Annotated in this window: 11 protein-coding genes, 1 other RNA gene and 1 pseudogene; 6 read left to right on the top strand and 7 right to left on the bottom strand. The window is 32.5% G+C overall.

The features are described 5' to 3' along the window. The first annotated feature begins 95 nt into the window (after positions 1 to 95). Positions 96 to 2,261, top strand: coding sequence for a response regulator (locus ACPWTF_RS04415; protein WP_379795399.1), 2,166 nt, complete (start codon positions 96 to 98; stop codon positions 2,259 to 2,261). Here the strand turns inward: ACPWTF_RS04415 and ACPWTF_RS04410 are convergent. Both ACPWTF_RS04410 and ACPWTF_RS04405 read right to left on the bottom strand, forming a co-directional pair. Then, positions 2,258 to 3,505, bottom strand: a complete 1,248-nt coding sequence (locus ACPWTF_RS04410) for a DEAD/DEAH box helicase (RefSeq protein ID WP_250836728.1) — start codon at positions 3,503 to 3,505, stop codon at positions 2,258 to 2,260. The genes ACPWTF_RS04415 and ACPWTF_RS04410 overlap by 4 nt on opposite strands. 136 nt (positions 3,506 to 3,641) lie before the next feature. Next, positions 3,642 to 4,679, bottom strand: coding sequence for a formimidoylglutamase (locus ACPWTF_RS04405; protein WP_250836727.1), 1,038 nt, complete (start codon positions 4,677 to 4,679; stop codon positions 3,642 to 3,644). A gap of 98 nt (positions 4,680 to 4,777) precedes the next feature. Here ACPWTF_RS04405 and ACPWTF_RS04400 point away from each other — a divergent pair, with 98 nt between their 5' ends. Further along, a complete protein-coding gene (locus ACPWTF_RS04400; protein WP_095930515.1) occupies positions 4,778 to 5,656 on the top strand; it encodes a hypothetical protein in 879 nt (292 codons plus the stop codon). Between the two features lie 242 nt (positions 5,657 to 5,898). Here the strand turns inward: ACPWTF_RS04400 and hutI are convergent, their stop codons facing one another. Both hutI and ACPWTF_RS04390 read right to left on the bottom strand, forming a co-directional pair. After that, complete coding sequence (hutI, locus tag ACPWTF_RS04395) at positions 5,899 to 7,137, bottom strand: imidazolonepropionase (RefSeq protein WP_427874575.1); 1,239 nt, start codon at positions 7,135 to 7,137, stop codon at positions 5,899 to 5,901. Between the two features lie 115 nt (positions 7,138 to 7,252). After that, positions 7,253 to 8,305, bottom strand: coding sequence for a glutaminyl-peptide cyclotransferase (locus ACPWTF_RS04390; protein ID WP_250836725.1), 1,053 nt, complete (start codon positions 8,303 to 8,305; stop codon positions 7,253 to 7,255). Positions 8,306 to 8,393: 88 nt separating this feature from the next. Here ACPWTF_RS04390 and ffs point away from each other — a divergent pair. From ffs to ACPWTF_RS04370, 4 genes and pseudogenes are all read left to right on the top strand, one after another. Next, positions 8,394 to 8,491, top strand: an RNA gene (ffs, locus tag ACPWTF_RS04385) — signal recognition particle sRNA small type. Between the two features lie 175 nt (positions 8,492 to 8,666). Then, on the top strand, positions 8,667 to 9,470 hold the full coding sequence (locus ACPWTF_RS04380; RefSeq protein ID WP_320492011.1) for an SDR family oxidoreductase: 804 nt from the start codon (positions 8,667 to 8,669) through the stop codon (positions 9,468 to 9,470). Positions 9,471 to 9,637: 167 nt separating this feature from the next. Then, a pseudogene (gene fsa / locus ACPWTF_RS04375) lies at positions 9,638 to 10,293 on the top strand (fructose-6-phosphate aldolase). 92 nt (positions 10,294 to 10,385) lie between these two features. Next, a complete protein-coding gene (locus ACPWTF_RS04370) occupies positions 10,386 to 10,883 on the top strand; it encodes a hypothetical protein (protein WP_427874574.1) in 498 nt (165 codons plus the stop codon). Between the two features lie 118 nt (positions 10,884 to 11,001). On the opposite strand, the gene ACPWTF_RS04365 is transcribed toward ACPWTF_RS04370, so the two are convergent. From ACPWTF_RS04365 to ACPWTF_RS04355, 3 genes are all read right to left on the bottom strand, one after another. Then, positions 11,002 to 12,471 (bottom strand): MFS transporter, encoded by a 1,470-nt coding sequence (locus ACPWTF_RS04365; RefSeq protein ID WP_250836722.1) that lies wholly within the window; start codon positions 12,469 to 12,471, stop codon positions 11,002 to 11,004. 175 nt (positions 12,472 to 12,646) lie between these two features. Further along, positions 12,647 to 13,348, bottom strand: a complete 702-nt coding sequence (locus tag ACPWTF_RS04360; RefSeq protein WP_095930523.1) for a LytR/AlgR family response regulator transcription factor — start codon at positions 13,346 to 13,348, stop codon at positions 12,647 to 12,649. Further along, positions 13,338 to 14,390: a sensor histidine kinase gene (locus tag ACPWTF_RS04355; RefSeq protein ID WP_427874572.1), complete on the bottom strand. Its 1,053-nt coding sequence runs from the start codon at positions 14,388 to 14,390 to the stop codon at positions 13,338 to 13,340. The genes ACPWTF_RS04360 and ACPWTF_RS04355 overlap by 11 nt, the downstream gene beginning before the upstream one ends. Positions 14,391 to 14,536: the final 146 nt, after the last annotated feature.

Genomic DNA, 14,536 nt, shown 5'->3' with positions numbered 1-14,536 from the left:
TTTGAAAAGCTGTATTTTTTTATGAAATACAGCTTTTTTTTATTTTAAAGTGTATATTTGATCAAACTAGCCGATTGATGCCCCAAAAACGGATTTTGTTACTTTTACTCTTGATTCTGAATTGCTTTGCCAATTCGGCAATCGCGCAATCTAATTGTAATCTAGATCCTAAAATTGATAAGACTGTTAAGAAAGCACTTTTAAATTTTAGAGAATCTAATTTCGAAAAATCACTTATCTATTCTAGAGCTGCCTTAAATGCGGCAACAGTGCTAAAAGATTATTGTCTTACTGCTCGTTCTTACAATATTATTGCGGCCAACTATAATGAATTGGCAGAGTTTGATAAAGCGATTTTCTTCTACAAAAAGGGGCTGTATTATGCCAATAAAACCGATAACGATTCTATAAAATGTCTTCTCTATAATAATTTAGGGAATATGTATTGTTTCGAAAAGAAACAGTTTGATGAAGGAATCCGTAATTATAAAAAAGCAGTTGCTTATGCTTTGAAAATTAATGATTTGAAAGAGGTGTATTTTACCAATGTCAATATTGCTTGGGCGTATTTTGATATTGGAAACTTCAATCAAGGGCATCTTTTTTTGAAATATGTTAATAGTACGAAATTAAAATATAACGACGGATCGACAGAAGTTATAGTAGATATGCTGAACGGTATTTATGCTAGCCATAAAAATGACAACAAGGCTGCAAATGCTTACTTTTTGAGCGCTATTGAATCTGGAAAAAAGTGTCAAGAAAAAACAGATTTGGCACATGCATATTTAGAATATGCCCATTTCTTAAATAAAATCGATAAGCATAAAGAAGCTTACGAAGCGCTTGTTGATCATTATAATCTTTCTGATAATTTATATGATGTTAAAAAACTGAAAAAGGCTTCTCAAGCTGGTCTAAGTCTAGAATTGGACGAATATAAAAGGCAGATTGATAAAGTTGAGGGAGAAAAAGTAGAGCAATCTCAAAGTTTAAGAAAGTCAAAAATCATTGTGATTCTTTTTATTTTGATTTCGCTTATTCTTTTAATTTTAATTATCACACTGATAAAGAATATCAGATACAAGAAAAAACACAATTTAGAGCTTCTTAAAGCGAAAGAAATTGCAGAAGAAGCGTCCTTGCTCAAAACGCAATTTATATCGACTATAAGCCACGAATTGCGCACTCCGCTTTATGGAGTGGTCGGAATTACTAATATGCTGCTCGAAGAACATAAAGAAATTTCGAGAAGCCAGCATTTAAGTTCCTTAAAATTTTCTGCAAGATATCTATTGTCTCTCGTAAATGATATTTTGCAGATCAATAAAATTGAAGAGAACAAAATTGTGCTGGAGAATCTGACGTTTAATATTTCTGATGAAATTACCGTAATTAAGAATTCGCTTTCTTTTCTCTCACAGAAGAATAATAATAGCATTTCTATTGATATTGATTCTCATATTCCAGAGTATTTAATTGGAGATAAATTGCGCTTGGCTCAAATTTTAATGAATTTGGTCAGCAATGCCTTGAAATTTACCAAAGACGGACAAGTTGAAATTATAGTAAAACTGAATAAAGTAGAAGGAAAGCTCCATTATTTAGATTTTTTGATAAAAGACAACGGAATAGGAATCGCAGCTGTAGATCAGAATAAGATTTTTGAAAAATTTGTTCAAGTTGGCCGTAAAGACGAAGATTATCAAGGCACAGGATTGGGGCTTAGTATTGTAAAAAGACTTTTAGGGCTTTTTGGAAGCACCATTACTTTGGACAGCGATTTAGGAAAAGGAACTTCATTTTCGTTTACCATTGCTTTTGAGCATGATTTAGCCAAAACGAAAAGTATTATTGATGAGATTGAAGTTGATTTGACTTCGAGTGAAGTTTACAAAATTCTAGTGGTTGAAGATAATTTGATTAATCAGCTAGTTACCAAAAAGATTATCGAAAAAAACAATTATTCTTGCAAAGTGGTCGATGATGGTTTTGCAGCTCTTAAAGCCTTAGAAAACGATACATTCGATCTAATTTTAATGGATATTAATATGCCTTTAATGAACGGATTTGAAACCACCAAACGAATACGTCTTCAAGGTATAGAAACTCCTATTGTCGCTTTGACGGCTTTTGATAAAGATGAAATTACAGATGAAGCAATTTCGTCTGGAATGAATGATATTATTATTAAACCTTTTGAACCGGTTAAATTATTTAAAATAATTAATTTCCTTATAAAAGAAAAAAACGCTGTTTAGTACCAGCGTTTTTTGTTTTTCTTAGCGTTTGTTGACTTTCTCGATTTGTGAGCTCCGCCACTTCTGTTTGAGCTTTTAGGTTTTTCTCCAGCTTCTGGACTTCCAGAATGCCATTGATACGGATGATCGGCAATCGTTTTTACATCAACTTTTATTAATTTTTGAATGTCTTTCCAATACGGAAGTTCATCTTTTCCGCAGAAAGAAATTGCGATTCCGCCATTTCCTGCACGACCTGTACGGCCAATTCGGTGAACGTAAGTTTCTGGAATATTCGGTAAATCAAAATTGATTACATAAGGCAGTTGCTCGATGTCAATTCCTCGTGCTGCAATATCGGTTGCAACCAAAACTCCAACTTCTTTGTTTTTGAAGGCATCTAGAACTCTTTGTCTTGCGTTTTGCGATTTATCTCCATGAATAGCTTCTGCAGGAATATCTTTTTTGCGAAGTGCTTTTACCACATTATCGGCACCGTGTTTTGTTCTCGAGAAAACAAGCACATTTGATAAATTTTCTTCTTTAATTAAATTGTATAGCAAGTTTCTTTTTTCTGTTTTATCAACAAAATAAATGCGCTGTTCGACATTTTCTGCTGTAGAAGAAACCGGAGAAACTTCCACTTTTTCTGGATCTTGAAGAAACATTTCTGCAAGTTCACGAATTGCAATTGGCATTGTTGCAGAGAAAAGTAACGTTTGTCTGTTTTTGGGAGTCAGTTTTACGATTTTTTTGACATCGTTTATAAAACCCATATCCAACATTTGATCGGCTTCATCTAGCACTAAAGTGTGCAAATGATTTAAATCAAGAAAACCTTGCTTATGAAGGTCTAATAAACGTCCTGGAGTAGCAACTAAAATATCAACTCCATTTTTTAAAGCATCTACTTGCGGATTTTGAGAAACTCCTCCGAAAATAGTCAGCTGTGTTAAGTTGGTATATTTTGCATAAGTGTCAAAACTTTGACCGATCTGTACTGCTAGTTCGCGAGTAGGCGTAACCACAAGCGCACGAATCACTTTTGCTTTTTTTGATGAACCGACAATTCGGTGTAATTGATGTATGATTGGAATAGCAAATGCTGCCGTTTTTCCTGTTCCTGTCTGCGCACAGCCAATTAAATCACGGCCTTCTAATACAATCGGAATTGATTTTTCCTGAATTGGAGTCGGATTTAAGTAGCCTTCTTCAAATACGGCTTTTTGTATACTTTTTGAAAGTGATAGATCTTCGAATAACATATCTTTGGTATTTAGTATTTCAGTTTTAATAACTAAAATGCTGTGCAAAGATATGTTTATTCGTCCAATCGTTTGTTTGAATTTGCTTTTATTTGGCAAATAGGCCTTATAGCATAACTCAATAGCATATTTAAAATCAAGCAGGTTCGATGTTTGCTTTGATAAAATCGGTAACTAAATAACCAATCAATTTGCCGATTAAATTATTGTTTGGAGAATTATCTAAATCTGGCGCTCCTTCGCAGATATGCAGATATGCAGCATGTTTATGTTCGCCAAAGAAAGAAACAAATTGTCTTAGTTCTTCAACAGAGAAACCGCTGATAGTCATGGCGCTGCTGGCAATATTTGGAATCGCATCAAGATCAATTTCAATTCCGAAAGCATCACTTTTAATAAAATCCAAAGCGGTAATCATTTCGCGATTAAAATCTTTTTCTTTTCTAATGTTGACACTGTCGTAAGTATTGTATCGAACGCGGTCTTCCAATTTTTTTATAATATCTAAAACGCTTTTTGACGTATAATTTTCGTGAAGGCCAAAAATGAAATATTTCTTTAAGAAACCTTCTTCATATGCGTATGAAAAACCGTTTCCGCTATGGCGGCCTTCTAAAATTCTAAAATCAGAGTGCGCATCAAAATTGATTGCATTTATTGGTTTTCCTTTCGCAAGAGCGGCACCTTTGATATTTCCGTAAGCATTGTTGTGGCCTCCACCAATAATAATTGGCGTTTTTCCAGCTTTGATTATAGTAAAAATAGTATGAGAGACTTCTTTGTCTATTTTTTCAACCAGCTGACTTAATTTTGAACGATCATCTATGTCGTTAAAATCTAAGTTTTCAACCTGACGCATTTCGTCACTAACATTAATGTGTCCTAAAATAATAATGTTACTCCCCTTAGAAAAACGATTGTGCTGAATATTAGCAATGCTTTTTATCGCAGATTGCCATGCAGAAGCGGCTCCAGGCCTTCCGTAATTAGCGCGCACACCAATATCTTCGGGAATTCCTAGAAGCACATACTTAGCTTCACTTTCTTTAATAAAATTAATCTTATCAATTCCTGGCGGAATGACAATCATTTTTTCTCCGAACTTTATTTCACCACTTCTGTGATTTGTGATTTTAGCTAAATCATTTATAGTGAATGGGATTAATTTTTCCATGAAAAAAATTTATTTTCCAAAAATAATATAATTGTAGAAACTTACGTTATTACCTTATATTAATTCTTAAATTTGTTATTAAAGAAAATTATTTAAATATGGAAAACCCAAAGAACAACAATTCAAGTCTAAAGGCGGTAATCGCAGTTTTAGCAGTCCTACTGATCGGTAGCTTAGTGTATATTTTTAAATTATCTTCTGATACAGAGGTGGTTAAGACTGAACTTACAACAACCTTGACTGAGAAAGAGTCTGTAATGAAAGATTTACAGGAGTTAAAAGCGACTTATGATGCTGCAATTGCTGAAAACACTTCTATGTCTGACGAATTAATCCAAGAAAGAGACAAAGTTGTGGCTTTAATGGATGATTTGAACAAGTCTAAAGGAGATGTTTCTAAATACAGATCTCAAGTTCAAGCAATGCAAAGTAAAATGAAAACTTTAGTTGCTGAAAACGATGAGTTGAAAAAACAGAATGGTGTTTTAACAACTCAAAGAGATAGTACTATTGTAGTTTTAGGAGAGTCTAAAAAGTATAATGAAGTATTAGTTGGTCAAAATGAAGAATTGGCTAAAACTGTAGAAAAAGGATCTAAATTATCTGTTTTAAATACTAAAACTTCAGCTTACAAATTGAAAAGCTCTGGAAAACAAATCGAAACTGATAAAGCAAGTCGTGCTGATGTTTTGAAAGTTAGTTTTACAATTGCTGAAAATCAAATTGCAAAATCTGGAGACAAAACGTATTATGTTCAAGTTATCGACGCTAAAAACAATGTTTTAGGCGAAAAGAAAACTGAAAGTTTTGGAGAAAACACATTAACTTACAGCTTTAAAACTACAGTGAAATACGAAAATAAAACTGTACAAGTTAGTGAAGATCTTCCAGGAAAAGATTTTGCTAAAGGAACTTATTTTATCAATGTTTTTGATAATGATGAGTTAGTTTCTAAAACTAGTTTTAGTTTAAGATAAGGAGCCTTAGGGATACAATACCACTTAAGATATTAAAGGTCTGTGATTTTTCACAGGCCTTTTTTTATGGGATAATGTGGGGTAATTTTTTCAATTTAATCTGCAGATATCTGCCTAAATCTTTTTAAATCTGCGTGAAACATTTTACGTTTAGATTTTTTCACGCAGATTTAAATGATTTTAGCAGATAAAATTAAATTTTAATTATTGAATTGAACTGTTTGTTTATTTGGACAAACGATTTATTTTAAAATTTTGCCCTCAACAAAAACTGATTCAATAAGATTGCTTCCAAAAGCGTAAGGGATTTGGTAATAAGAAGAAATAGGTTTTGTTAGAATCAGATTGGCTTTTTTACCTTTTGTGATACTTCCGTGTGTTTCTGAAAGCCCCATTGCGTAGGCGCCGTTTATTGTTGCAGCATTAATCGCTTCTTCTGGCGTCATTTTCATTTTGATGCAAGCTGTTGCTACAACAAAATTCATATTTCCTGATGGAGTAGAGCCAGGGTTGAAATCTGTTGCTAACGCTAAAGGTAAACCTGCTTTTATCATTTCTCGAGCAGGAGTGTACGGAATGCTTAAAAAATAAGAACAAGAAGGTAAAGCAACAGGCATTGTTTCGGTGTCTTTTAAAGCTTCAATATCTTCTGGATTCATAATTTCAAGATGATCTACAGAAAGTGCATTAAATTTAACGCCAGCCTGAATTCCGCCAATAGAATTAAATTGATTGACATGGATTTTTGGTTTCAAGCCAAATGCTAAACCTGCTTCCATTATTTTTTCGGTTTCTTCTACAGAAAAATAACCGCTTTCGCAGAAAACATCTACATAATCAGCAAGCTTATTTTTGGAAATTTCTGGCAGCATTTCGTTAATCATTTCGTCAAGATAGCCAGCTTTATCCTCTTTGTAATGTAAAGGAAAAGCATGTGCGCCTAGAAATGTCGCTTTGATGGCGATAGGGTAGTTTTCTGCCAATTTTTTAATTACACGAAGCATCTTTAATTCTCCATCAACCGTTAATCCATAACCTGATTTAATTTCTACAGCACCGGTTCCTAACTGCATTACTTCTTCTAATCGAACTTTAGATTGCTCATAAATTTCTTCTTCAGAAGTTTCGTTTAGTTTTTTAGCCGAATTTAAAATTCCGCCGCCGCGATTGGCTATTTCTTCGTAAGAAAGACCATTTATACGATCAACAAATTCCTGCTCGCGATTTCCTGCATAAACAATATGCGTGTGGCTGTCGCACCAAGACGGAAGAACAACTTTTCCAGTTGCATCAATAGTTTTGTCGGCTTTGATTTCTGGAAGATTATCCATTGAACCGAAATCTTCAATTAAATTGTCTTTTAATACCAAAAAAGCATTTTTAATTGTTGGAAGTTTTGCCATTTCCGCACCCGAAACTTTAGTGATAGAAGTTTCGCGAACTTGTAATAACTCTTGTATGTTTATGATTAATGTTGTCATTGTGGATATTGTTATAAAACACAAATTTCACGAATTTTCACTAATGAATTGTGAAAACTCGTGAAATTTGTGTCAGATAGGAATTAGGAATTTTAAAAATTCAATATTATTGTTTTTATTCAGAAACGGTAATTTCGAACATTTTGCTCCAGTTTTTACCCGTTACAAAAATGGTTTTAGTTCTAGGATTGTATGCAATACCGTTTAAAACATCATCTTTTGTAATATCTGTCATTGTTTTTCTTAAATCAGATAAATTTAAAATGGCTTCAACTGCTCCCGAATTTGGATTTACTACAGCAATAGCGTCTTTGAACCATACATTTGCATAGATTTTCCCATTGATCCATTCAATTTCATTAACGGCTTTAATTTTAGATTCTCCCGAATAAACGTTGATGTAGTCAATCATTTTTTGAGTAGCAGGGTCAACTTTCCAGATTTTTTCAGTTCCATCAGTTTGATAAATGTGCTTTCCGTCATTTGTCATTCCCCAACCTTCAATATCTTTTTCATAATCAAAGGTTTTTTCAAGTTTTAAAGTCTTTGCGTCGTAAATGAAACCTTTTTTGTTTTTGTACGTTAGTTGGAATAATTTATCATTTATAAATGTAATTCCCTCTCCAAAATACTGTTGGTCTAGATCAATTTGCTTGTAAACTTTTCCAGTTTTGTAATCGTATTTTTTTACAAAAGAAGCTCCTTCTTGTCCAGTGCTTTCGTATAAAGTATCTTTATAAAACTCTAAACCTTCTGTAAAAGCTTTTTTGTCGTGAGGAAAAGTATTTACGACTTTATATTTTAATAATTTAGGCTCAATGTCTGAAACGACTTCAATCCTGGCAGTTGCGTCTGAAGAATCTCCGCCAAAATAAACTTTAGCTTTTAGGTATTGATATCCTAATTTTTGATCTATTAATTCAAATCTAAAATTTGCAGCACCTTTTGTACCTCCAACTCTTTGGTCGTTTACGAAGTAGGCAACGCTGTCAATTTCTTTTGATTTCGGGTTTAAAATTCCAATATTAAGCGCTTCTTTTTGTGTAAGATGAGCAGGAAAAGCAGAATCATCGATAGTAAATAAAGAATTTTCACCTTTATTTTTTTCTCCACATCCAACCAATGTGATTCCTAATAAAATGACAGCTAGGAAGTTATATTTTTTCATAGTTTAAAATTTCAATAAGCCAATATACGACGATATTTTTATTGTTACAAAGGTCTTGCAAAAATATAAAAAGGTTGTATATTTGCACCGGCAAGTCCTACACGACCAGCTCCTGCAGACTCCCCCAGGATGGGAACATAGCAAGGGTACGTGGTTGAGCGGTGCGATGTAGGTCGCTTGCCATTTTTTTTTAGAATTTAATAGTTTTGTAATCTTCCTTTTAGGAGGATTTTTTTATTTTTGACCCTATCTGAAGTTAGATGTTATTGGTTAGAAGTTCAAAATTGTCTGCTTTATGTAGTTCAAAATAAACCCAATTCCAAAAACTTATAACTCATAACCCATAACTTATAACTAAAAAATGAGCAAAGTCGTTTTAATTACCGGAGGATCATCAGGAATTGGAAAATCTATTGGTGAATTTTTGCACCAAAAAGGTTTTGTCGTGTACGGAACAAGCAGAAATCCTGAGAAAGTTTTAAATTCAGTTTTTCCGTTAGTTGCTTTAGATGTTCGAAATTCTGATTCTATTAAAACAGCGGTAAACAAAATTATCGAAACTTCTGGAAGATTGGATATTGTAATTAATAACGCTGGAGTTGGAATTACAGGACCTTTAGAGGAAATTCCGACTGAGGAAATTCGAAATAATTTTGAGACTAACTTTTTTGGTCCAATTGAAGTTATGAAAGCAGCATTGCCACAAATGCGTAAGCAAAATTCTGGACTTATTATTAATATTACTTCGATTGCTGGTTATATGGGACTTCCGTATAGAAGTGTTTATTCTGCATCGAAAGGAGCTTTGGAATTGATTACTGAAGCTTTGAGAATGGAAGTAAAAGCTTTTGGTGTCGAAATCACGAATGTTGCACCTGGAGATTTTGCAACCAATATTGCTGCCGGACGTTATCACGCCCCAGTTATTAAAGATTCTGCTTACGAAAAGGTTTATGGCGATGTTCTAGCCACAATGAATGATCATGTTGATGCAGGAAGTAATCCAAATGAAATGGCAGAAGCAGTTTATAAAATTATTCAAACTAAAAAACCAAACGTACATTATAAAGTGGGCGCTTTTATGCAGAAGTTTTCGATTGTTTTAAAACGTGCGCTTCCAGATAAAATGTATGAGAAAATGCTTATGAATCATTATAAGCTGTAGAAAAATGTAAAAAACACACTTATTTTTAACATATAATTTTAAAATGGTTTTAATTTTAAAATCTTTATTGGTATTGATTTTGTAATTTTGCAGCTAGATTTCTTTAAAAGAATTTATTTGAAAAGAAATTTATAAATACAAACAAACCATTTTTAATTAAACAAATTATGAAATTTTTTATAGACACAGCTAATTTAGCTCAAATTAAAGAAGCACAAGCTTTAGGTGTTTTGGATGGTGTAACAACTAATCCGTCATTAATGGCAAAAGAAGGAATCACTGGAAAAAACAATATCCTTAAGCATTATGTTGACATTTGCAATCTTGTTGATGGTGATGTAAGTGCAGAAGTTAACGCTCTTGACTTTGAAGGTATGGTTAAAGAAGGTGAGGAGTTGGCTGAATTACATGAGCAGATTGTTGTAAAACTTCCTATGACTAAGGAAGGTGTTATGGCAGCAAAATACTTTTCTGATAAAGGAATTAAAACTAACGTAACTCTTGTTTTCTCTGTAGGACAAGCACTTTTGGCTGCAAAAGCTGGAGCAACTTTTGTTTCTCCATTCGTTGGGCGTTTAGATGATATTTCTACTGATGGATTGAATTTGATTCAAGAAATTAGAGAGGTTTATGATAACTACGGTTACGAAACTCAAATTTTAGCAGCTTCTGTACGTCATACTATGCATATTGTAAACTGTGCTAAAATTGGTGCAGACGTTATGACTGGACTCTTTCTGCAATTTACGGTTTATTGAAACACCCATTGACAGATATCGGTTTAGCTCAGTTTGTAGCTGACTTTGAAAAAGGAAATAAATAATCCTCAGATATTTACAAAATTATAATCGTCTTTTTTCTAACGAGAAGAGACGATTTTTTTTTACTTTTATATTGAATCTTAAATAGTTAAATATGAAAGTTATCTTATTTATGTTGTCTTTTTTTGTAGCGAGTTTTTCTATAAACGCTCAAGCTGCTAAAGTTATTACTTCGGTAAATGAAGCGGGCGATGTTGCTACTTATGAGCTAGATTGCTCAGTTAAATTTCAAACTCTCGCCAAAGGTCTTCGATATAATATTACGAGGCATGAGTTTAAAGGTTCGGAATTAAAAAATTCATATCGTCTTTTGCTGGTAATGGATGGATTTTATTCGAAAACATTAAATAGCGAAATGACGATTTCGGCAATCTTAAGTGACGGAACAAAAATAGAAGCTAGAAAAACTATAGAAGATGACGGCTTTTTTGATGGAGCCTGCACCTTGAAGATAAAAGATCCGCAAGCGCTTTTAAATGCCGATATAGATAAAGTAATTGTTCATGCGGACAAAGATGTGGTTTATCCTTTAACGGTTCAAAATAAGGCTCTTTTTAAGAAGAACTTGAGTAATATTATTAATGCCAAATAAAAGTTGCTAAGATTCTGAGATGCTAAGCTTCTAAGTTTTTTTCTTCTTTAAATAAAAAAATCCAAATTCCAGTTTTAAAATGGAATTTGGATTTTTATATATTGGAGTTTTTTACTTTTTAGTGTCCACCACCAGCACTTTCTATATGGCTAATACCTTGTCTTTTTAGAATTTTAGGACAGTAAAAACCGTAGAATCCTAAATATGCAAAACCAAGTAGCGGTATAATGTAAGAGAAGTGAGTGTAAGTGATACCGAAAATTCCGTTAGGATTTGTTGCATCTAAATCACAGATACTTCCTTGTACCAATGGAATAACTCCACCACCAAGAATCATCATGATTAAGAAAGAAGATGCTTTTCCTGTGTTTTTCCCTAATCCTGCAATCGCTAAATCGAAGATTGAAGGCCACATGATAGATAAGAACAATCCGCCAGAAATAAAGAAGAATTTAGCAATTTCTGGATCTGGCCATGCTAATCCTAATGCCATCATGGTTAATCCTGAAATTCCGAAAAGCATTAATGTTTTTCCAGCATTTTTACCACCAATAAAACTTACCGCAATAAATAGTAAAATCCAGAATGGGTAGATATAGAATGAAGAAACATCGTGAGCAGCAAAAATATTTGCTCCAATGATTACTCCAAATGCCGCAGCAGGAACGATAAATTTAAGTGCCGTATTTACTAAGTTTGAAGTATTAAATACGTTTGCTCCACCATTCCAACGGCCAATCATTAAACTTCCCCAGTAAAGCGCAATAAACGGTGCTACAGCGTCTTCTAAGATGTTTCCGAATTCGTTAGTGTGTAATAAAGCAGGTAAATTACTAATGATAGTTACCTCAGTTCCTACATAAATAAAAATTCCTAACATACCCAAGTATAATTGTGGATAGTCAAGAATGTTGAATTTACTGTGTTTTTCTTTGATTATTGCTTCTTCCTCTTTTACAGGATCTTCGATTTTTGAGAAATTCATAAATACCGCAACCGCAATAAAAGCAAGACCTAAAATGATGAAAGGCAATTTAATATCTTCTAATGAAAGAGCTGTTTTTTTGTTATCTCCCATTCCGAATAAAGCGATACCTAATAAAATAGCTCCGATTGTTGTTCCGAAAGAGTTGATTCCTCCCGCAAGAGTTAAACGGTGCGCTCCAGTTTCTGGACTTCCCATTTTAATAGCTAACGGATTTGCAACAATCTGTTGGATAGAGAATCCTAAACCTACTGTGAATAAAGCTGTTAAGAAGAAAGGAAAACTTTGAATTGTAGCTGCTGGAATGAATAGGAATGAACCTACTGCTGATAAAATTAATCCTGCAGATAGTGTTTTTTTATAGCCGTATTTTTGTAAAACGTCTACTTTTAAAGAAACGATGAAGAATATAATTGATCCAACAAAATATGCAGCGTAGAAAGCCCATGCTACTAATTGAGATTGTACTTGCGATAACGTAAATACTTTTTTGAATACTGGAATCAGGATATCATTGGCTGAACCAACAAAACCCCAAAAGAAGAAGACGATTATCAAAGAGATAAATTGCCCCCATTTGGTTTGCACATTTTCTGAACTCATAATAATAAGGTTAATTTTTTATTTTATTGTTTTTTGAAGACCGTAAATATATTTGTTAGGATTATCAAAAAAAAATAAAAAGGTATAAATAATGTTAAATTTAAACCAACGGCTATGTTTTTTCAACAAAGTGTTAATTTTAACCTACTTAGAAAATGTAATTCGTAATTATATTTTATTCCAATATCTTGTTTTTAACTTCTTTACTGTAGTTTCTGCCTATCGGAATGTTGTAAGATTGTATTTGAACGCGGTTTCCTTCTATAGATTTCACCTTATTTAATGCAATTACATAAGATTTGTGTATTCTAAGGAAGCGATCTGCAGGCAATTCTTCAGATAAGGATGTAAGAGATTTATGTGTAATATAGGTTTTATCGGGAGTGACAACTTTTATATATTCCTTCATTCCTTCGACAAACAGAATTTCTTCAATATTAATTTTCATCATTTTTTTATCTACTTTGATAAAAATATGAGAATCTCCTTTTGCTGTTTCAATCTTGATATTGTTTTTAAGATTGTATTCGGTAGTAATTTTGTTGATGCATTTGATAAACCTTGGCAACGGAATTGGTTTTACCAAATAATCTAATACATCCAAATCATAACTTTCGGCAGCAAATTCTCTAAATGCAGTGGTAATAATAACTTTGGTTTTGTTTTCGATAAGACTAATAAGTTCAAAACCCGTCATCATAGGCATGTTAATATCTAAAAAGACAGCATCAACAGGAGTACTGTTGATAAAATCGAGCGCTTCTAGAGAGTTATTGAATGTCGCAACAACTTCAAAATCTGTAAAATTGGTAAAATAATTTTGCAAGACTTTGATAGCTAGAGGCTCATCATCAATTAACACGCATTTAATCTTCATTCTGAGTTGGTATTTGCAATCTGATTATGTAGAAATTTAGTTTGGTTTGCTGTTTTAGGCTAAAATTGTTTTTGTAAATTAGCTTTAGCCTCTTTTTTGTATTAACGAGACCAATTCCTTTTTTTTGATTATGATTTTGTGAAATTACGAAATTATTTAAGATTTCAAAATCGAGTACTTTGTTGTCTATAACTTTGCAATTGATTTTTATTTTTAAATTTTTGTTGTTTAATCCACCGTGTTTAAAAGCATTTTCTACCAAAGAAATAAAGATTAAAGGCGGTACAACAACATCTTCTATATTAGATTCTAAATTTATGGTCACTTCAACATTTTCAAAACGAAGTTTTTCGATTTCGATATAGTTCTGAATATAATCTATTTCTTTTATAAGCGGAACAAATTTGGTTCCTTTTACATCATACAAAACATACTCCATCAAATTAGAAAGTTTGATGATTACATCTGGAACTTTCTTTGATGATTCTAAAGATAAAGCGTACAGATTATTTAATGTATTAAAGAAAAAATGAGGCTGAATCTGATTTTCTAGATATTTTAATTTTATTTTAAATTGATTTTCTCTCAATGATCTATTTCTTTCACGCTCTCTTAACCAGGTTAAAGTAAGATATACAGAAGAAGCCATTGCTAGAACATACAATTCTCCTATACAAACAGCAACAATGTGATTGATCTCAAAAGGATGGTATTCGCGATTTGCTTCTGGCCAGATATTTTCTGATATAATATAATAGGTTAGGGCCGTTTTGAGCAAATACATAACAAACAAACTTACTAGAAGCAAAAAAGTATACAGTATGTATTTTTGTTTTAGTACATACTTGGGAACTAAAACAAATAAATTCAAATACACTAACGGAATAACTAGTGAGAATTCGATTACATTAGATTTGAATGCATAAGGGTAATCATTAAAGTAAGCTCCCCATCTTAAAAAGTTTAAAGTAAAATATACTCCCCAAAACCAGATATGATTTTGCAGTTTAATATCAAATTTAACTTTTCGTATTTCTTTCAACTGGTTTTAAGTTATTTGCGTTTTTTTTTGGTTTTTCTTAACAATATTGAAATATTGTGCAACTTTAAACAATTAACTGCAAAGAGCCAATTTTTTTGAATAAAATTTTGCAAAAAAAGGATATTTGTGCTTATTTTTTCTATTAG

Source organism: Flavobacterium sp. MMS24-S5, from assembly GCF_050320125.1.
In the GTDB taxonomy this organism is placed as follows: Bacteria; Bacteroidota; Bacteroidia; order Flavobacteriales; family Flavobacteriaceae; genus Flavobacterium; species Flavobacterium tyrosinilyticum.
The sequence above is the reverse complement of the archived record's forward strand: the minus strand, read 5'-3'. Positions and strand labels throughout refer to the sequence as shown.